Consider the following 20282-nt stretch of genomic DNA (forward strand, 5'->3'; position numbering starts at 1 on the left):
GTCACCCCGGCTAAAGACCGGGATGACATCGCGTTTTTGTGAAGACTAGGGTCTTAGCTGCTGCGACCCAAGGCCGCCGCCATGGCGGCTTCGTCATAACCCAGCGTCGTCAGCGCCGTCGCCACAATGCCGGCGCGGTCGAGGCCGGCATCGGCATACATGTCGGCCTGGCTGGCATGTTCGACGAAACGATCGGGGATCATCAGCGGGCGGAAGCGCAGTTTTCCGTCGAGCAGGCCGTTGCTGGCGAGGAAGGTGGCGACATGGCTGCCGAAGCCGCCGATGGAGCCTTCCTCGGTGGTCAGCAGTACGTCATGGGTGCTGGCCAGCCGGGCGATCAATTCCTCGTCGAGCGGTTTAAGGAAGCGGGCATCGGCGACGGTGGGGTTGAGCCCCAGAGCGGCCAGCCGGTCGGCAGCAGCGAGCACTTCTCCCAGCCGCGTGCCATAGCTGAGGATGGCGATAGTAGAACCCTGCCGGACGATGCGGCCCTTGCCGATGGCGAGTTTTTCGCCGCGCGCCGGCAGGTCGACGCCCATGCCGTCGCCACGAGGATAGCGGAAGGCGATGGGACCGTCATCATAGGCGGCGGCGGTGGCCACCATGTGGCGCAATTCGGCTTCGTCGGCGGCGGCCATCTGTACCAGGCCGGGAATGGCGCCGAGATAGGCGCTGTCATAATTGCCGGCATGGGTGGGGCCGTCGGCGCCGACATAGCCTGCGCGGTCGATGGCGAACCGCACCGGCAGATGCTGGATGGCCACGTCATGCACCACCTGATCATAGGCGCGCTGCAGAAAGGTGGAGTAGATGGCGACGAACGGCTTCATGCCTTCGCTGGCCAGGCCCGCGGCAAAGGTCACGGCGTGCTGTTCGGCAATGCCGACATCGAACACCCGGCTGGGGTGAATTTCGGCGAATTTGTCGAGCCCGGTGCCCGAGGGCATGGCGGCGTTGATGGCGACGATGCGCGGATCGTCATTGGCTTCGGCGATCAGGCTGTCAGCAAACACGCTGGTATAGGATGGCGCGTTGGAGACGGCCTTGGCCTGGGCCCCGGTGATGACGTTGAATTTCGACACGCCATGATATTTGTCGGCCGAGTGCTCGGCCGGGCCATAGCCCTTGCCCTTTTTGGTGACGACATGGACCAGGATCGGGCCTTCGGTGGCGTCGCGCACATTGTCGAGGATGGGCAGCAGGCTATCGAGATTGTGCCCATCAATGGGGCCGACATAATAAAAGCCCAGCTCTTCGAACAGCGTACCGCCAGTGAAGAAGGAGCGGGCGAATTCTTCGGTGCGGCGCGCCGGTTCGTAGAAGATCGCCGGCAGCTTCTTGGTCACCGTCTTGGCGGTTTCGCGCATGCCGCGATAGACCGGGCTGGAAACCAGATGCGCCAGATAGGTCGACAGCGCGCCGGTGGGCGGGGCAATCGACATGTCGTTATCGTTGAGAATGACGATCAGCCGCGCATCCATGGCGCCGGCATTGTTCATCGCCTCATAGGCCATGCCGGCCGACATGGCGCCATCGCCAATCACGGCAACGACATTGCGGCGCTGGTCTTGCAACTCGCTGGCCACGGCCATGCCCAGGCCGGCCGAAATCGAGGTGGAGGAGTGGCCGGCGCCGAACGGGTCATATTCGCTTTCGGCGCGGCGGGTGAAGCCCGAGAGCCCATCCTTCTGGCGCAGGGTGCGAATGCGGTCGCGACGGCCGGTCAAAATCTTGTGCGGATAGGCCTGGTGGCCGACATCCCAGATGATGCGGTCATACGGGGTGTCGAACACGGCATGCAGCGCCACGGTCAGTTCGACGACGCCGAGGCCGGCGCCCAGATGGCCGCCGGTGACGGAGACAGCGTCGATCATTTCGGCGCGCAATTCATCGGCCACCTGCCGCAGGTTTTCACGCGGCAGGGCGCGCAGATCGGCGGGTGACTGGATGGTGTCCAGTAGGGGCGTGGAAGGCTTGTCGGCCAAGCGGGCGGTCCTTTGCCAAAAACGGCGCTAGCTCAATTCTTTAGGCTTGCTGCCAGTGCTTTGCAAGAATGGCGGGACCCCTGCGCCAAACTGCGGCAGGGGTCGTGCTAGGCGAGCATCTCGCCCGAATTAGGGAAGGTGTTAGTTCGAGGCCAACGCGACGGGCGCGGTGGTGACGAAGCTCGTGTGGGACAGGCTAGCGGGGAAGTCGCCCACGCCCATGACGGTCACATAGCGGCCCATTTCTGCGGTGGGGTCGAAATCGGCCTCGTCATGGTCCCAGATGTTGGCGAAATGCGCTGAACTCAGATTAGCCGGGTCGGTAAAGACGTCGGCCACATGTTCGAGGTCGGGCGCGATCAGATCCGGGCTGCGCATGGTGCCGGGCACCGGCCGGCGGGCAATATGCTCGGCCAGGGCGGCGGCAACCGGTGCGTCCTGTTGGGCGGCGCCAAACGTGCCGCTGAACAGATTGGCCATGGCCCCGACCGGCGGCTGATTGCCGAGCGAAGCGGTGCGAAGGCCCGTTGCAGCGACGAGCGGCGGCAAAGCGAGCTTGCGCGTGGATGGCGCGGGTGTCGTGGTGGCGGCGGTGGTCTCGCGGTCGATGATGGTTTCGAGCGCGCGCTGGGCCTCTGGGTTCTGCGCCAGATAGGCAGTCATGGTTTCGGGACGCGGTGGCGCGCTCATGATCAGGCGCGGCTGCGGCACTGGCGCCGTGAGCGCGGCGATGGCGGTGACGGCGTCGCCGGAGGGCAAGGCCTTGGCCGTGGCATCCTGCAGCGCCGCCGACTTCATAGCCGGCATGGGAACCAGGGCTGCCGGGGTCAGCTCGGACGGATCGAGCGGCGCGCTGCCGGTGGTGGAAAACGGAATGGCGACAGGCATGGGCGCGACGGCGGCCGGAGCGTCGCCGAGCAATGAGGCGGGGCGCGGCGCCGGAACGGGCGCGGCAATTGCAGTGGCCTGCTGCGGGGCAATCGCGGCCATCTGCACCGGCGCAGGGGTGGCGGCCGGCTTGGCGGCAGGCTTGCCATCGCCGCCGAAGAACATGTCCATCAGCGTGCGGCCGCTGCCGCTGCTATCGGCGACCTGCGTGCCCGAGCTGCTGGTGCTGCCATTGCAGGGATAGGCGTGGCAGCGTTTCCACTCGGCCATGGCGATCTGATAGCCTTCCTGCGACAGCGGCTTGCCGTCAGTGGGAACATGCATGGTCCGGCCGTCGGGGAACAAATCCTTGAGCTGGGCGCGGGTCATGCGCGGCCAGGCGCGGACCGAACCGACGTCCAGATGCACGAAGGGGCTACCCGAGGTCGGGTAATAGCCGACGCCGCCGACCTGCCGGCGCATGGCGGCAGCGCGCAGCTTGGGCAGCGATACGCCCGGAATGAAGAAGTCCATCGCGGTGCCGCGCATATGCTGGGAATTGTCGGCGACACCGGACGACGTCTTGGCCAGCATGGCGTTGGTGGCGGGGGAGCGATAGGCCGAAACGACGTTGACCGGCTGGCTGCCGCCAACCTCCTGGTAGACTTCCCAGATCAGGTCAAACAGGCGCGGGTCCATCTTGGCGGGTTCGTTGCGGCGCCAATCGCGCAGGAAGACGTTCAGTTCGTTGAGGCCCGACTGCACATATTGCCCATTACGCTTGAAGACGATGCGGGCCGTCTCCTTGGTGTGGGTGTAATAGAGGTAGAGCGCGCGCTCACTGGCGGCGGCGGCCGGCCCGATGGCCAGCGGCAGGATGACGATGATGCTCACAAGGGCGGCCGCGATGAGCCGCGCGATATGGTGCCTGATCAAATAGAAAGTCCCCGTCACGCCAAACTCTGCCCGGTTGTTGCCAGCTATCGTCAGACGTTAGCGCGAAAAATCGTCGAATTGATTAACGCTAACGAGATCTCAATCGGCCATTCGCCGGAGCCCTCACCCTAAGAGTATTACGGACAAAAGCGGGCGCAACCAAGGCGAAATTGTAAACCGGAGGTTAAGGGCTCACCTCGCCCTGAGGGAGGGGTGAAGACGCTTACGGCGCCAGCTCGTCGACCACCGGGGCGGCGTCGGCGATGATTTCGGGAGCGAGGGCAGGGCGGTCGAGGCCCATGGCGGCGATCAGCTTGGCGTTGTGGCCATAGATGTCGCCATAGGATTTCAGCGCGCCATCGGCCTCTACCCGCAGGGTGAAATAGGTCAGGTGGACCGGAATCTGCCGCTCGGGATTTACCCAGCGCTCGGAGGGGCCGAACATGGCTTCGAGCGAGCTGCGGCTGATCTTGGTCTCGTTGGCGGTCAGGGCATCGGCAAAGGCCATCGGGTCCTGCACGCGCACGCAGCCATGGCTGAGCGCGCGGGCGGAGCGCGAAAACAGCCCCTTCGACGGGGTGTCGTGCAGATAGACGTCATGTTTGTTGGGGAACAGGAATTTGATCTGCCCCAGCGCGTTGCCTGGACCGGGGCGTTGGCGCACGCGAAAGGGGAAATTTGTGGCGCTGACCTGGGTCCAGTCGACCTGCCAGGGGCTGACCGGGGTTCCGTTATACAGCAAGTCCATATTCTGGTTGTCGGTATAGGCCGGATTGCGCAGCACGGCGGGCGCTACTTCGCCCTTGATGATCGAGCTGGGGACGTTCCAATAGGGGTTCACCACGATGTGGCGGATATTGTCGGAGAAGATCGGGGTCTGGTTTTTGAGGGTGCCGACCACAACGCGAGTGGAAAATTCCTCCTGCCCGTCGCGGCTGATGGCCAGCCGGAATTCAGGGATATTGACCAGCACATTGAAAGCGCCCAGCTCGCGCGGCATCCAGCGCCAGCGTTCCATATTGGCGATGATATCAGCGCGGGTGACCGGCACGCCGCCATTGAGCGCGGCCAGGGTCGCGGGGCCCATGACGCCATCGACATCGAGATCGAGCGTGCCCTGGAAGGTCTTCATGGCCGCGACCAGCGCGTCGTCATAGGTGAGGCCGTCAGTGGCGGTGAGCCCCAGCCTGGTGCGCAAAGTCGGCACGCGCGGATCGCTCATGCCGGGCTTGAGGGTGGGGCCTGCGGCGACCTGCAGCGGGCGCGTGGTGTCGCGATCATCAAAACTGGCCAGTGCCGCCTTGAGAGCGAGAAATTCGGGATGGCTCGGCTCCAACGCCGCGAGGACCGCGACCGGATCGGGGCTGGACGCCAGTTGCACCAGCAGCGCCGCAGTATCGAGCGGCTTGGCGGCGATATCGAAATTTTCGCTGATCGACTGTGGCCGGATGCGGCCATTGTAGAGATGGGTGGCATAGCGCAAGGCGGCGCCGGAGAAGGCAGTTTCGAGCGCAGCAAGCTTTTGCGGATCGCCCTTGGCGCCGGCCGGATCGAGCGCCGGGGTCAGATAATCCTGCGGGCGCAGGCCTTCACTGGCGGCGGCTTCGAACAGCTTGAGGATTTTCTGGGCGGGCCCGGAAAAGGCAACGTCGCCATTGGGCGCTTCATCGAGCCAGATGGGCTCGAAATGGCGGCTGCCATAGAAGAAATACAGCTTCTGCGCTTCGGCATAGGCCGTGCTGTCCTTGGTGGCGCTGTAATAGGCAGCGCCGAGATCGGACTTGATGACTTGCCCGAGCGGGGTCTGGGCGGGAGCGATGATGACCGGGCTGGCCGCGAGGCTCACGGCATCCTGCGCCAGAGCAGGCAAAGCACCACCAGCGCCGAAAAGGACGGCGACCAGGCAGACCACGATCTTGTTCATCTGAGCTCCATGCACGCAACGCTATGACGGTCATCCGCCCCGCTTGAGGCGGAATCGGCGGCCGATCCGCGCGAAAAATCATTAGCGTGCAAATCTTAACGGGAGCAATCGCTCGCAAAGTTGTGAGCAGGCTTTGTGGTGTGGGGGCAACGTTGTCCGTTGCCTCAATCGCACGGGCGCTCCCCGAATAGTCGGTAGGTGACCGAGCGCGGCTTGCTGGCTTCCTCGGGCGTGGCCGGCACGAAGGATGAGGTGCCGCCGGCCAACTCAGCCGGCAGGATCATCACGCGCACAAAGGCGCTGGCGCTGTCATGGATATTCTTGCCGATGACCCAGTCGGTGCCGGTTTCAAACCAGGCATGGCCGGCATCGAGCCGGTCGATAGCATCCTCGCCGATAAAGGCGTGCAGCCGACCTTTGAGCAGCCGACGGATGCCGGGACCGCGATGGCCATGCAGCGGCGTCTGCGCGCCGGGATTGGATTCGACGCGGTCGGCCCGGAAAATGCGGTTGCCGTCGAAGGCCTGTGGCAGACGGCGCGAGATCACCAGGCAGATGCCGGCGCCGTCGAGGACCGGCTGGCTGGCCGGGGCGAATTCGTAGAGCCAAGCGGTGCCGCTGCCGGCAATGGTGAAGGCGCCGGTGACGAACTGGCCATTATCGGCCTCGATGGCGGCAGAGCCGGCCTGATCGGCCAATTGCGCCGTGCCGGACGCGATATAGACGAAGGCCGTGCCGGTGACGGCGATGGAACTGGCGTCCGGACCCAGCGCGAGGTCATAGACACTGAGACGGGTTTGGCTGAGATCGAGCTGGGTCATGGCAAAGGTCTTTTCAGTACAAAAATCGCGGGCAGGGGATTAGCGGCGCGGTTGCGCCAGCCGCAGCATGGCCGAACCAATCGGGCTTTCTGGTTGCATGAACTGCATTAGAATGTCGAAATGGTTGTAATTGGGTAGAACTTGCACTTCCGGCTGATTGCCGTGACGGTGCAGGTGATGGGAATAGCGGAAGCTCTGGTCGATCCACTGCCAGGGCTCATTGCCACCGACCAGCACGGCGACCGGACACTGCACCAGCGGTGGGCGGGTTTCGACATTGCGATTGGCGACGGTCTCGGGCGTCAGCCGGAGCTGCTCATTGACGCTGGTCAGCACCGCCGGAGCGGGATCATAGATGCCACTGACTGCCACCGCGCCGACGAAGCAGGCCGGGTCGATGCCGAGCGCCGGCCAATCGGCGGCCAGGATTTCAGCCACCAGATGCGCGCCGGCGGAATGGCCGGACAGGCTGATGGCCTGCGGGTCGCCACCATATTGGGCAATGTTGCGACAGACCCATGCGGCCCCGGCCAGCGCCGATTCTGCTACCTGATCCAGCGTGGAATCAGGGCAAAGCTCGTAATTCATGATCACAGCGGTGATGCCGTGGCGCACCAGCATACCGGCGATAAAGGCATAATTGGCCTTGTCCTGCGCCCGCCAATAGCCGCCGTGATAATAGATATGCACCGGCCGGGGGCCGTCGCCGTCGCCGGGATAGATATCGAGCGTGTGCAGCTTGTGCGGGCCATAGGCCAGATCGCGATGCACCGTCAGTTCGAGCGTCGCCTGCTGGTTGGCCGGCTCGCGCAGAGCGCGGTACTCACCAAAATTGGGGAATGCCTGCTGCGGATTATACTGATGCTCGTGCTCTTCCGGCGTGAGCGTTTCCCAGATTTTCTTGACGCTGTTCATGACCATCCCATGCATGAATGAGGAGAGATTGGGCGGCACCATAGCCCCCAATTGGTCACGATTTAAAGTACCCACTTGCGCTTCTGGTGCAAAATGGTTCACATATGATCTGGAATTGATCCTTTTTGGCTGCGAGGGCCGGCGTGAAGATATCAGCGATCCAGTTCGTGGCTTTGAGCGCGCCGCTCGGCGCCGCCAAGCCGTATGGAATGTCCAAGTCGCTGGCCACTGGTCGCCAGTCCACCGTGGTTCGGCTGACGCTGGAAAACGGCATTGTCGGCTATGGCGAGGCCTGGGGTGCGCCGGCCTTCAATCGCGGCTACGAGGCTTTCCTTGCCTCCTATCTGGTCGGCATCGACGTGTTCAATATCGAACACGCTTATTCCCGCATTTTGGCGCGGCATTACCACTTCGGCATGCAGGGCGCGATGATGGCCTGCATCAGTGGCATCGACATTGCCGCCAAGGATGCGATGGGCAAGCTGCTCGGCCTGCCGGTGTGCAAGCTGATCGGTGGCCAGCGCATCGACAGCGTGCCGATCTATGCGTCGGGCGGCTATATCACCGAAACGCCGCGCGAGGATTTCCGCCCGCAGATCGAAGCCATGGCGGAAGCAGGCCACAAGGCGGTCAAGATCAAGATCGGGCTGAGCCCGGACAGCGACGAAGAGCGCGTCGCCATGGCGCGCGACATTCTGGGGGCCGATGTCGATCTGCTGGCCGACATCAATTCCAACTATACCTATGATCTGGCGCTGGAGAGCATCGAGCGACTCGCGCCTTACCGCCTCGGCTGGATCGAGGAGCCGCTGAGCCCTTCCGATATTTCGGGCTATGGCCGACTGCGCACGCGGTCACGTATGCCGATCGCGGCGGGTGAAGCACTCTATACAGTGTTCGATTTCAAGAATTTGGTCGATGCCGGCGGTGTCGATGTTTTGCAGCCAGATTTGAGCCTGTGCGGCGGCTTCTGGCAGGGGCGCAAGATTGCCGAGCTGGCGCATGCCCATCACCTGAGGCTGTCGCCGCATGTGTGGGGCGGTGCTATCGGGCTGGCGGCGGGGCTGCATTTTATCGCCTCGCTCTCGGTCTATCCGCATTCCGACAATATCCCCAAGCCGGTGCTTCTCGAATACGACCTCGGCGCCAACCCGCTGCGCACCGAATTGCTGCTCGAACCCATCGTGGTCGAGAATGGTTTCATCGCCGTGCCGCAGGGCCCGGGCCTCGGTATCGAGGTCGATGAGGAGGCGCTGCTCCGCTATGCCGCAGCCTGATCCGATCCGTCCCGTTGCAACGCCGGTCTTGAGCGTCACTGACCTCAAGACGCATTTCTTTACCGATGCCGGCGTGATCAAGGCGGTCAACGGCGTCACGCTCAGCGTTGGCGAAGGCGAGACGCTGGCCATTGTCGGGGAGTCCGGGTCGGGCAAGTCCGTCACCGGCCTCACCGTCATGCGTCTGCTGGCCCGCACCACGGCGCGCGTGGTGGGTGGATCGATCCATTTTCATGGCCGCGACAATACCGATATCGATCTGTTGAACCTGAGCGAGCGGGCGATGAGCCGGATTCGCGGGCACGACATCGCCATGATCTTCCAGGATCCGATGTCGAGCCTCAACCCCGTGTTCACCGTCGGTGACCAGGTAGCCGAGCCGCTGCGCGTGCACAAGCGGCTGGGCAAGCGCGAGGCGCGGCTGCAAGCCATTGAACTGCTGCGGCAGGTGGGGATTTCCGATCCGGAAGAGCGGGTCGATGCCTATCCGCATGAATTGTCCGGCGGCATGCGCCAGCGCGTGATGATCGCGGTGGCGCTGGCCTGCGATCCGCGCCTGCTGATCGCCGATGAGCCGACCACGGCACTCGACGTGACCATCCAGGCCCAGATCATCGAACTGCTGCGCACGCTGCAGCATGAGCGGCGCATGGCGATGATTTTCGTCACCCATGACCTCAAGCTGGTCAGCGAAATCGCCGACCGCGTGGCGGTTATGTATGCCAGCCAGGTGGTGGAAGAGGGCCCGGTGCGCGAGGTGCTGGCCCAGCCGCGCCATCCCTATACCCGTGCCCTGCTCAACTGCATTCCCTCGCGCCGCGACGGCGCCGGCAATCGCCGCTCGCTGCAGCCCATTCCCGGCACCATGCCCAACCCGCTGGCGCCGCCTGCCGGCTGCCGCTTTCATGGCCGCTGCGCCCATGCCTTGCCGATTTGCGTCGCGAGCGAACCCGAACTTGAAGTTGTGGACGGCCAGCACGTCACCCGCTGCATTCGCTGGAAGGACATCGCACCGTGATGCCGGCATCAGACCCTAAGGCCCTGCAGGCCGAGCAACGCCCGCTGGTTGCGGTCTCCGGGCTTAGCAAGCATTTCCCGGTGAATTCTGGTGGCTGGGGTGCGCCGGTCCGCGCCGTGCGGGCCGTCAGCGATGTCGATTTGACGGTCGCGCCGGGCGAGGTGTTGGGTGTGGTCGGCGAGTCGGGCTCCGGCAAATCCACCGTCGGCCGGTTGCTGCTGCGCCTGATCGAACCCACTGCGGGCCAGGTGATCTTTGATGGCCAGGATCTGGGGGCGCTCGATCCGGGTGCGCTGCGCCATTTCCGCCGCCATATGCAGATGATCTTTCAGGACCCGTTTGCCAGCCTGAATGCACGCATGACGGTGGGTGATGCGCTGCTCGAGCCGCTCAGGCTGCATCGCGGCCTCAAGGGTCGGGAGGCCGATGAACAGGCCGTCGCCCTGCTGGAAAAGGTCGGGCTCTCGGCCGATCATATCAAGCGCTATCCGCGGGCTTTTTCCGGCGGTCAGCGCCAGCGCATCGCGATTGCGCGGGCGCTCGCCTCGGCGCCGCGTTTCATTGTCGCCGACGAACCGGTTTCGGCGCTCGACGTGTCGATCCAGGCCGAAGTGCTCAACCTGATGCAGAATTTGCAACGGGAACTGGGGCTGGCGCTGCTGTTCATCAGCCACGACCTGTCCGTGGTTGAGGTGATCACTGACCGGGTTATGGTGCTCTATCTCGGCCGGGTGATGGAAGTCGCCAAGACCGAAGAACTCTACGACAACCCGGCCCACCCCTATACGGCTGCGCTGCTCCAGGCGGCACCGGGCTATGCCGGGGAGCGCCGGCCTATCCTCAGCGGCGAAATTCCCAGCCCGATCGCACCGCCATCCGGCTGCGTGTTCCGCACCCGTTGCCCCTTTGCGCTGGCCGAATGCGCCCAGACCATTCCGGCCCTGCGCGAAGTCAGCGCCGGCCACTTCAAGGCATGTATCCGCGATGACATTGCACTCTGACACCGTAGCGGCAGCGCCGCGTGTTCTGGTTATCGGCGGCCGCGGTTTCGTCGGCTCCCATATCGTGCGGGCGCTGGTGGCGCGCGGCGTTGCCGTGCACGTTTTCGGTCCGCCCATGGCGACCGATTTGCTGAGCGATCTGAGTGGCCGCTTTGACGAAACCGCCGGTTCGGTGGAAGACCGTGCCGCCATCATCGACGTCTTGCGCGCCAGCGGCGCCACCGCCGTGGTCACCACTGCCGCCTTTGGCGAAGGCCAGAAGGGCCTGATGCAGGGTGGCGAGGCCGATGCCGACCGCGCCATGGCCATCAATGTCGATGGTCTGCGCCATGTGCTGGAAGCCGCGCATGCGGCCGGGATCAAACGGGTTATCACCACCGGCTCAAGCGTGGTGTTCGGCCCCGCCGACAGCTACGCCACGGCGCGCGTCGATGAGGACGGGGCCAAGCGTCCACGCACGATCTATGGCCTGACCAAGGTGCTGTCCGAAGACCTGATCCAATATTATCGCGACCGGCATGGGCTCGACGCCAGCTCGATCCGCCTGCCGATCGTGCTGGGTCCAGGGCTGTGGTATCAGGGCGCGGCCAGCGCCATTGCCAGGGTGATCGCCGAGGCCAAGTCCGGCACGCGTCATGCGGTGCGGTTCCACGATCTGCCCATCGATCTGATGCATGTCAGCGACGTGGCCGATGCCATCGTGCTGGCCCTCACCGAGGTCGCCCCGCTCGAGGCGATCTACCACATCAATGGCTTCAGTGCCCGGCTGAGCGATATCAGCGCCGCTGCCATGGCATTGGTACCCGGCTATGCGGTGGAGCACGAAATCGTGCCGCCGGCCAATACCTTCCCGATGATGGACGACACGCGCTTCCGCCAGCGCTTCGGTTTTACCCCGCGCTATGACCTCAACGGTCTGCTGCAAGCTCAAATCGCCGGAGACCATACGCCATGATCGACGCCCGTTTGAAGCAATTGGGGATCGTGCTGCCTGACGCGGCAGCGCCCTCGTTCAACTATGTTCCCGTCGTGCTGCATCGCGGCGTCGCCTATGTCAGCGGCCAGATGCCGAAGGTCGATGGCGAGGTCCGCGTGTTCGGCAAGGTCGGTGCCGAGGTGGATCTCGAAACCGCCCGCGGCGAGGCACGCATCTGCATTCTGCAGGGGCTGGCTTGCCTGCGCCTGGCGCTCGGCTCGCTCGACCGGATCGAGCAAATTATCAAGATCAACGGCTTTGTCGCTTCGGCGCCAGGCTTCAACGCCCAGCCCAAGGTGCTCGACGCCGCCTCTGACCTGCTGGCCGAGATTTTTGGCGAACCGGGCCGGCATGCCCGCGCCGCCATTGGTGCGGCCGAGTTGCCACGCAACGCGTCGGTCGAGATCGAAATGACGGTCGCCTATCGCGACTGACTGGACGCGCCGTCCGGCGCGTCACACTGCGACCGCTGTTCCGAGGAGAGGCGGTCAATCCAATGAGCCAACAAGAATAGAGGGAGTAACCATGTCTTTTCTGAATATGTCCCGCATGCGCCGACTTGGGCAAAATCTGCTCGGCGCCACCATGCTCAGCCTGCTGGCGCTGGCCCCATCCTATGCTGCCGAACCGAGCCTTTACGGCCCGGCGGTTGAGAATGCCGTTTCAGGCGGCCGCCTGAGCATGGGGCTGCTGGTTGAGCCTCCGGGCTTTGACCCGTTCCATCAGGCTGCCGATGCGCGCATCCGCTTGAGCGTGTTGGTCTATCAGGGCCTGTTCTATGAAGCTCCCGATGGTCAGGCGCTGCCGCTGCTGGCGCATAGCTACGAGATTTCCGAAGACGGTTTGACCTACACCATCAAGCTGCGCGAAGGCGTCAAGTTCCACACCGGTCAGGTGATGACCGCCGAGGACGTGGCCTATAGCTACAACTATATCCGCAACCCCGATAATGGCTCGCCCGGCGCCGGCGACTTCGTCATGGTCAGCAATGTCGAAGTGGTGGACGCCAATACGGTGCGCTTCACCCTCACCGACAAGAATGCCTCGCTGCCGATGACGCTGGGCAACAAGTATGGCGGCGTCGTGCCGGCCGGCTATTTCGATGATGAAGCCTCCAAGAACCGCATCAACGCCGAAAGCGTTGGCACCGGTCCGTTCAAGCTGGCTGAATTCGTGCCCAACTCGCATGTGACGCTGGAGCGGAATGAGGACTATTGGGAAGCCGGCATGCCGTATCTCGATGGCATCGACTTCTCCATCCTGCCCAACAGCGCCTCGATGCTCGTTGCCCTGCGCAACCAGCGCGTCGATCTGGTGGTGCTCAGCCGTCCCCAGGACGTGCAGCAGGTGTCGTCCGTTCCGGGTCTGACCATCGAGCGTTGGCCGTCGCTGTCCCAGACCGCCATCGATTTGGGCTCCGAGCTCAAGCCGCTGGATGACGTTCGCGTCCGTCAGGCCATTTCGCTGGCCGTCGACAAGAACGAGATCATGAAGGCCTCGGTCGGTGAATATGGCACCGTTCTGGGCACCATGGTTGCCGGCATGCAGGACGCCTGGGGCCTGCCGCTCGATCAGGTGCCGATGCAGGGCCCCGATATCGAAAAGGCCAAGGCGCTGATGGCCGAAGCTGGTCTGGCCGATGGTTTCACCATGACGCTGACCTCGATCAATGGCTATGACTGGATGGATACAGCCTCGGTGACGCTGCGCGAGCAGCTGGCAAAGATCGGCATCACGCTGGAAATCCAGCGCGTCGATCTGGGCGTGTGGGTGAATAATTTCCGCTCCAGCCAGATGGGCTTCACCTTCAACGACTGGGCCGCACAGCCCGATCCGAGCCTGCTGTTCTATCGCCACTTCCACCAGAAGCCCGATGGCGCCGACTTCCGCAACTGGGACAATGCCGAAGCCAGCGCGCTGCTGGACGAAGGCCGTGCCGAGTCCGATCCGGCCAAGCGCCGCGAGATCTACCTGCGCTACCAGGCCATCATGGCCGAGACCGTCCCCACGATCATGCTCTATTCGCCTGACCACGTGACGGTTCGTAACGAGAAGGTGCAGAATTTCTCGCAGCACCCGACCGGCTGGTATTTCGGCCTGGCGCGGACCTTCCTCGCCAATTGATGCCATCAGCGGGAGGCGTTCCGATGCCTCCCGCTCCACCCATTGCGCATTGGATCGATCATGGGCACTTACCTTCTCAAGCGGCTGTCCGCCTCTCTCGTCACCGCCGTGCTGGCGTCCATGCTGGTTTTCCTGCTGATGCGCATGGTGCCCGGCGACGTCGTGGCGCAGATGATGGGGCAGGCCGGTGGTGAAAACGCCGCGAGTGCCCTGCGCGAGTTCTTCGGGCTCGATAAGCCGGTCTATGTGCAATACTGGGTCTGGATTTCCCACGTGCTGCAAGGGGATCTTGGCACCAGCTGGACCCGCGGCCTGCCGGTCACCGAGATGATCGCACCGGCATTTCTGGTGACCCTGGAAATCGCTGTCCTGACGCTGGCCATCGCGACACTGATCGGGGTGCCGCTGGGCATTCTGGCCGGCATCTACGAAAATCGTCCGCTCGATACCGCGATTCAGACCTTCAACATTCTGGGCCTGGCCGCGCCGGTATTCTGGGTCGGGCTAATGCTGCTGGTCGGGGTGTCGGCGGTGTTTGCCTGGTCGCCGCCCTTGCGCTTCGTGCCGATTACCAAGTCGCTGAGCGACAATCTTTCCATCCTGATGCTGCCGATTGCCAGCCTCGGACTGCTGCAGGCGGCGGCCTATAGCCAGTTCGTGCGCCAGAACGTGGTGTCGGCGCTGAATCAGGAATATGTGCGCACCGCCATCGCCAAGGGCGTGCCGGTCCGCACCGTGTTCTTCAAGCATATCCTGCGCAACGTGCTGATCCCCATCGTCACCTTTATGGGTCTGATCCTGATCCAGATCCTGGGCGGTACGGTGATCATTGAATCGCTGTTCGCGCTGCCCGGTCTCGGTCGCCTGCTGCTGAGCGCCATCGAGACGCGCGATTATCCGGTGCTGCAGGGCGCGTTGCTGGTGGTGGTCGTCGCCGCCATGATCGTCAATCTTCTCATCGATCTGACCTACCGGTTGATCGATCCGCGCGTGCGCGTGGCCTGAGTTCGGAGCACCCCATGGCACACGTCCCAGCTAACACTTCTACTATCCCCGCGCCGCTTGGCCGCTGGGGTCGCCTGCTGCGCACGGCGCGGCGCGAGCCTGGCCTGGTCATCGGCGTGGTCCTGCTCGCCCTGCTGCTGCTGGTCGCGCTGTTTCCGGGCCTGTTTGCCTCGCAATCGCCGTTCGATGTGTTCATTGATCGCGCCATGTTGCCGCCGTCGTGGGACAACTGGTTCGGCACCGACGATGTGGGCCGCGATATCTTGGCGCGCGTTGTTTATGGCACCCGCGTCACGCTCTCGATCTGCGCCGGCTCGCTGCTGATTTCGGCCGTGGTCGGGGGTGGACTGGGGCTGACCTCGGGCTTTTTCGGCGGCTGGGTCGATCAGGGGCTGGGCCGGTTCGTTGACGTGCTGCTGAGCTTTCCGCCGATCATCCTCGGCGTCATCATCACCGGCGTTCTGGGCCCGGAAATCGGCAATCTGATCCTGGCGCTGTCCATCGTGTACATGCCGGTATTTTTCCGTATCGCGCGGGCCGGGGCGATGAGCGAAGTGGGCAAGACCTATGTTGAAGCCGCCCGCAGTATCGGGGTGCGCGACAGCGTTGTGCTGCGCCGGCACGTCACGCGCAACGTGATGCCGCTGATCCTGACCCAATATATGATCCTGTTCCCGATGATCCTGCAGATCCAGGCCGCGCTCGGCTTTCTGGGCCTGGGCGTACAGCCGCCGACCCCGGACTGGGGCGCCATTCTGGAGCAGGGCAAGGATTACATCCTCTACGCTCCGTGGATATCGGTGTTTCCCGGTCTGGCCGTGCTGCTGGCCGCCCTGGCGCTGATGCTGGTCGGGCGGGCACTGCAGAAGCGGATGGATCAGCGATGAGCCGGCCTATCCGCGCGAGGGGGACTGCTGGAGCAGCCCCCAGTCGCTCAATTGCTGCTGACGTTGGACAGGGTGCGGAGCAGGTAATCGCGAATGGCGTCGCGCGCCTTGGCGGCGTCGCCGCTGCGCAGCGCATCGACAATCACCAGATTGTCCCGGTAGGCCGCTTCGCGCACCACCAGAACCGGCGACAGCTGCTGGCCCGGGCGACCCCAGCCGGCGCGACGGCGGGACTCGATGATCTGCTCGAAGATCGACACGATGAACCGATTGCGCGAGCCGCGCGCGATGGTCATGTGCACTTCGTATTTGGCTTCCTTGAACTGTTCCCAGCTCTCGGCATTGCGCAGGCGCTCAAGGCTCGCTTCCATTTCTGCGATCAGCTCGGGCGTGACCCGTTCGACCACCAGATCGGGCAGGTTGGGCTCGAACAGCAGGCGCGCCTCCAGCAGCTCGGCCAGGGTGAATTCATTGGTGCCGACCCGGTTGCGCACGAAAGTGCCGCGGCCGACATGGCGAATGATCAGCCCCTCATCGGCCAACTGGTTGAGGGTTTTGCGCACGCTGTTGCGCGCGGCGTCGAAATGCTCCGCCAGCGCCCGTTCGGTCGGCAAGCGACTGCCCGCCGCATAGTCACCATTCATGATCGCCGATTTCAGATCGCGATAGATCAGCTGCGAATCCTGTTCGGACTTGGCGCGGGCACTGGGGGCCACGTTAGGCGGCGATACGGCTTCGAGATTCATTCACGTCGACCATTAGGTTGCAAGTAGACCGCTTTGGTTCAGGCGGCCGAATAGGCCAAGCCTATACCAAACTAACGGAAGTCACAAAGAAACTCTCACCGCCCTGAGCCGGGAATTGACGCATTGGACCAAATAGGTCCGAATTGGTTCGAAATGGTTGAGATTTGGCACAGGACAGGCAGGCGCGGCCCGGATCTCGGAATGCCGTTCCGGCAAATACGCTTGAGAAGGAAAATAACATGACGGTGACCGACACCAAGACGACGCGCCGCGGTGGAGATTTGCTGGTGGCGAGCCTGCTGGCGCAACGGGTGGACCGTGCCTTCTGCGTGCCCGGCGAAAGCTATCTGCCCGTGCTGGATGCCCTCTATGACGCGCGCGACAAAGTTGACCTGGTGGTGTGTCGTCACGAAGGCGGCGCCTCCACCATGGCGGAGGCCTATGGCAAGCTCACCGGCCGGCCGGGCGTGTGCTTCGTCACCCGCGGGCCGGGCGCCACCAATGCCTCGATCGGCATCCACACCGCCTTCCAGGATTCGACGCCGCTGGTGATGTTTGTCGGCCAGGTCGACAGCTCGATGAAGGACCGCGAGGGCTTTCAAGAGGTGGATTTCGCCGCCATGTTTGCGCCGCTGGCCAAGTGGGCCGCCGAGATCAACGATCCGGCGCGGATTCCCGAATATGTGCACCGAGCCTTCCAGACCGCGATGGCCGGTCGTCCCGGCCCGGTGGTTCTGGCGCTGCCCGAAGACGTGCTGGGCGCTTTGGTGTCCGGCGATATCGACCCGGGCCTGCCGGCCGAGCCGCTGGCCGGCGCACCGACCCCGGCGCAGTTCGAGCGCATCGGCGAACTGATCGATGGTGCCGAACGCCCGTTGCTGATCATTGGCGGCGGCGGCTGGACCCAGGCCGTCGGCGAACAGATCGCCGACTTTGCCGCACGCTTTGGCGTCCCCGTGGCGGCGTCGCTGCGCTGCCAGGATTATGTGTCCAACCACCATCCCAACTATGTCGGGCATTTGACCATCGGCGCTGAGCCCAAGCTGGTTGGTCTGGTGCGTGACGCCGATCTGCTCATCGTGCTCGGGGCCCGCCTGGGCGAAATGACCACGGCTGGCTACACCATCCTCGAGCCGGCCAAGCGCGGCGCAACGCTGGTACATATCTATCCCGATCCCGAGGAACTGGGTCGAGTCTATCAGGCGCACCTGCCGATCAATGCCGGCGCGGTGGCCACGGCTGCCGGACTGGCGTTGCTGCAGCCCAAGGTCTCAAGCGCCAAGCGGGCCGAGGGTGTGGCTCAAGCGCGGAGCGACTATCTGGCAAGCCTGACGGCTGCGCCACGCGATACGCCGGTCGACCTTGCCCAGATCGTCACGCAATTGCATGCGGAACTGCCGGCGGACACGATCGTGTGCTCGGGTGCCGGCAATTACACCGCCTGGGTGCATCGCTTCTGGCAGTTTACCAACTACCGCACCCAACTGGCCCCTACCTCTGGAGCCATGGGCTACAGTGTGCCCGCAGCCGTGGCGGCGGCGCTGACCGAACCCAGCAAAACCGTGCTATGCTTTGCCGGCGACGGGTGCTTCCTGATGAACGGTCAGGAGCTGGCCACGGCCACGCAATATGGCGCCAAGGTGCTGTTCATCGTGGTCAATAACGGCATGCTGGGCACCATCCGCATGCATCAGGAGCGCGAATTCCCCGAGCGCGTCTATGCGACCGATCTGGTCAATCCCGATTTCGTCGCCCTGGCCAAGGCCTATGGCCTCGCCGCCGAGCGGGTGGAGCGGACCGAAGATTTTGCGCCGGCGCTCGCCCGCGCCCTGACCGCCGAGGGCAGCGCCCTGATCGAACTGATCACCGAGCAGGACGTGATTTCGCACCGCACCACGATTTCGGCGATGCGGGCCAAGGCTAAGGCGGTGTCGGCATGAAAGCCAATCGCGCCAAGGCACTCTGGGCCCAGAGCCAGCCGGTGCTCAATGGCTGGCTGTCGATCGGCAACAGCTTCTCCGCCGAAATCATGGCGGCGCAGGGTTATGACAGCCTGACCGTCGACCTGCAGCATGGCGTGGTGGACTACGCCACGGCGGTGCAGATGTTTCAGGCGATGGGCGCCAGTGGCGTCATGCCGATGGCACGCATCGAGCAACTGGGCGCCGCAGCGGTGACCCGCGTGCTCGACGCTGGAGCAATGGGGGTGATCTGCCCGATGATCAACACCCGCGCCGATGCCGAAGCGCTGGTGGCCTATACCCGCTACGCCCCCAATGGCATCCGCAGCTTCGGGCCGACGCGCGCGGTGTTTTCTGCCGGGCCCGGATATGACGGCAATGCCGAGGACGAGCTGATCTGCCTCGCCATGATCGAAACCGCCGAGGCCATGACCAATCTCGAAGCCATCTGCGCCACGCCGGGACTGGACGGGGTCTATGTCGGCCCGTCGGACCTGACACTGGCGCTGACCGCGCGACGCTATCGCGTGGGGTTTGATCGTGAGGAGCCCGAGCTGATCGAGGCGATCCAGACCATTGTCGCAGTGGCACATCGGCATGGCATTCGCGCCGGCCTGCACACCGGCAGCGCTGACTACGCCAGCCGCGCCGTCGGCTGGGGGTATGACCTCGTGACCTCCGGCACCGACGTCAAACTGCTGGCAGACGCGGCTAACCTCACGGTGAAAACTGTTCGTTCGGCTACGCGCAGGCCTGCGCCATAGGCGGCGCCGAGCGCGGCATTTTATTTGAGCCGGCGCCGCTTCTGTCACGCTCAGGGCAGGGCAATGCAGGGCAGTGCAGTGCAGGACAGGGCAGGGCAGGGCAGGGCAGGGCAGGGCAGGGCCGGGCCGGTTCGTTGGTTTCCTCGCCTAGGCCCGCCCAAAGGGTTCGCCTCAATAACATCATAGAGCCGGTCGGGGCGCGCCTGGGACACGGTGACCGCAACTCGTTGACCGTTGATCTCGGTTTCGAGCTAGGTGCTGTTGCCACCTGCCTGACGCGGGTCGGTTGACACAGTCGAAAATCGAATATATTTGATATTTGAACGAAGGGGATCGCGGGAAGCGGTCTGCAGGCTTTTTCGCGTGCTGCGTTGCACGCGAGAGCGTCTACAAAAACGGTCGCTAAATGTACGCCCTTGATTTTACTGTCATCATCGCCCGGTTGCCGGAGCTGCTCCTGGGTGCCGGTGGCACGCTGCTGCTGGCCCTGTTCGGTATGGGCTTCGCGCTGATTATTGGCGTATTGGGCGTGATCACCCGTCAGTCCAGCAATGTGCTGCTGTCGGCGCCGACTAAGGTTTTCGTCGAAGTTATCCGCAATACGCCATTCCTGGTGCAGGTTTTCTTCCTGTTCTTCGCGCTGCCCTATCTGGGTGTGCGTCTCAGCCCGACCGTGACGGCCATCATCGCGCTGGCGATCAATGGCGGCGCTTACGCCATCGAGATCATCCGGGGTGGTGTGGAGTCGATCCCTGCCGGTCAGCGCGAGGCCGGTCATGCGCTGGGGCTCTCCAAGGGGCAGGTGTTTCGCTACATCGTGCTCAAGCCGGCGCTGCGCGCAATCTATCCGGCGTTGACGTCGCAATTCATCATGTTGACGCTGACATCGAGCGTGTGTTCGTCCATCGCGGCGTTCGAGCTGACGGCGGTGGCCGGGCGGATCGAAGCTGAATCATTCAGAAGCTTCGAAGTCTATTTCACGATCACCTTCATCTACCTGATCATCTCGTGGGCCATCATGGCGTTGCTCAAATATGCAGGAAAGCAATTCCTGTATTACCCGGCGAAATAAGGA

At 63.7% G+C, this 20282-nt stretch carries 17 protein-coding genes; 11 read left to right on the forward strand and 6 right to left on the reverse strand.

Annotated elements, in window-relative coordinates; genetic code table 11:
- Positions 1-53: 53 nt before the first annotated feature.
- The 5 genes from dxs to ACX3OW_RS09710 form a co-directional block, all read right to left on the reverse strand.
- Positions 54-1985: a 1-deoxy-D-xylulose-5-phosphate synthase gene (gene dxs, locus ACX3OW_RS09690; protein ID WP_459095568.1), complete on the reverse strand. Its 1932-nt coding sequence runs from the start codon at positions 1983-1985 to the stop codon at positions 54-56.
- Between the two features lie 141 nt (positions 1986-2126).
- Positions 2127-3806, reverse strand: a complete 1680-nt coding sequence (locus tag ACX3OW_RS09695; protein WP_459095569.1) for a DUF882 domain-containing protein — start codon at positions 3804-3806, stop codon at positions 2127-2129.
- A gap of 205 nt (positions 3807-4011) precedes the next feature.
- Positions 4012-5712 carry a L,D-transpeptidase family protein gene (locus ACX3OW_RS09700; RefSeq protein WP_459095570.1) on the reverse strand — a complete coding sequence of 567 codons (1701 nt, stop codon included), beginning with the start codon at positions 5710-5712 and terminating at the stop codon, positions 4012-4014.
- 164 nt (positions 5713-5876) lie between these two features.
- Positions 5877-6533, reverse strand: coding sequence for a hypothetical protein (locus ACX3OW_RS09705; RefSeq protein ID WP_459095571.1), 657 nt, complete (start codon positions 6531-6533; stop codon positions 5877-5879).
- A gap of 39 nt (positions 6534-6572) precedes the next feature.
- On the reverse strand, positions 6573-7448 hold the full coding sequence (locus tag ACX3OW_RS09710) for an alpha/beta hydrolase (RefSeq protein WP_459095572.1): 876 nt from the start codon (positions 7446-7448) through the stop codon (positions 6573-6575).
- 143 nt (positions 7449-7591) lie between these two features.
- Here ACX3OW_RS09710 and ACX3OW_RS09715 point away from each other — a divergent pair, with 143 nt between their 5' ends.
- From ACX3OW_RS09715 to ACX3OW_RS09750, 8 genes are all read left to right on the forward strand, one after another.
- A complete protein-coding gene (locus ACX3OW_RS09715; RefSeq protein WP_459095573.1) occupies positions 7592-8725 on the forward strand; it encodes a mandelate racemase/muconate lactonizing enzyme family protein in 1134 nt (377 codons plus the stop codon).
- Positions 8712-9743: an ABC transporter ATP-binding protein gene (locus ACX3OW_RS09720; protein WP_459095574.1), complete on the forward strand. Its 1032-nt coding sequence runs from the start codon at positions 8712-8714 to the stop codon at positions 9741-9743. Before ACX3OW_RS09715 ends, ACX3OW_RS09720 begins: the two co-directional genes overlap by 14 nt.
- Complete coding sequence (locus ACX3OW_RS09725) at positions 9743-10744, forward strand: ABC transporter ATP-binding protein (RefSeq protein ID WP_459096087.1); 1002 nt, start codon at positions 9743-9745, stop codon at positions 10742-10744. The genes ACX3OW_RS09720 and ACX3OW_RS09725 overlap by 1 nt, the downstream gene beginning before the upstream one ends.
- A complete protein-coding gene (locus ACX3OW_RS09730) occupies positions 10728-11699 on the forward strand; it encodes an NAD-dependent epimerase/dehydratase family protein (protein ID WP_459095575.1) in 972 nt (323 codons plus the stop codon). The genes ACX3OW_RS09725 and ACX3OW_RS09730 overlap by 17 nt, the downstream gene beginning before the upstream one ends.
- Positions 11696-12154 (forward strand): RidA family protein, encoded by a 459-nt coding sequence (locus ACX3OW_RS09735; RefSeq protein ID WP_459095576.1) that lies wholly within the window; start codon positions 11696-11698, stop codon positions 12152-12154. The genes ACX3OW_RS09730 and ACX3OW_RS09735 overlap by 4 nt, the downstream gene beginning before the upstream one ends.
- Before the next feature lie 91 nt (positions 12155-12245).
- Positions 12246-13844 (forward strand): ABC transporter substrate-binding protein, encoded by a 1599-nt coding sequence (locus ACX3OW_RS09740; protein WP_459095577.1) that lies wholly within the window; start codon positions 12246-12248, stop codon positions 13842-13844.
- Positions 13845-13904: 60 nt separating this feature from the next.
- Entirely contained in the window at positions 13905-14849 is a 945-nt protein-coding gene (locus tag ACX3OW_RS09745; protein WP_459095578.1) for an ABC transporter permease, read from the forward strand.
- Positions 14850-14863: 14 nt separating this feature from the next.
- Positions 14864-15736: an ABC transporter permease gene (locus ACX3OW_RS09750; protein WP_459095579.1), complete on the forward strand. Its 873-nt coding sequence runs from the start codon at positions 14864-14866 to the stop codon at positions 15734-15736.
- A 47-nt stretch (positions 15737-15783) separates the two neighbouring features.
- On the opposite strand, the gene ACX3OW_RS09755 is transcribed toward ACX3OW_RS09750, so the two are convergent.
- Positions 15784-16482: a FadR/GntR family transcriptional regulator gene (locus tag ACX3OW_RS09755; RefSeq protein ID WP_459095580.1), complete on the reverse strand. Its 699-nt coding sequence runs from the start codon at positions 16480-16482 to the stop codon at positions 15784-15786.
- Between the two features lie 245 nt (positions 16483-16727).
- On the opposite strand from ACX3OW_RS09755, the gene ACX3OW_RS09760 reads away from it, so the two are divergent.
- From ACX3OW_RS09760 to ACX3OW_RS09770, 3 genes are all read left to right on the forward strand, one after another.
- Positions 16728-18422: a thiamine pyrophosphate-binding protein gene (locus ACX3OW_RS09760; protein WP_459096088.1), complete on the forward strand. Its 1695-nt coding sequence runs from the start codon at positions 16728-16730 to the stop codon at positions 18420-18422.
- Complete coding sequence (locus tag ACX3OW_RS09765; protein ID WP_459095581.1) at positions 18419-19207, forward strand: HpcH/HpaI aldolase family protein; 789 nt, start codon at positions 18419-18421, stop codon at positions 19205-19207. The genes ACX3OW_RS09760 and ACX3OW_RS09765 overlap by 4 nt, the downstream gene beginning before the upstream one ends.
- Before the next feature lie 406 nt (positions 19208-19613).
- Positions 19614-20279: an amino acid ABC transporter permease gene (locus ACX3OW_RS09770; protein WP_459095582.1), complete on the forward strand. Its 666-nt coding sequence runs from the start codon at positions 19614-19616 to the stop codon at positions 20277-20279.
- Positions 20280-20282: the final 3 nt, after the last annotated feature.

The organism is Devosia sp. A449 (genome assembly GCF_054489375.1).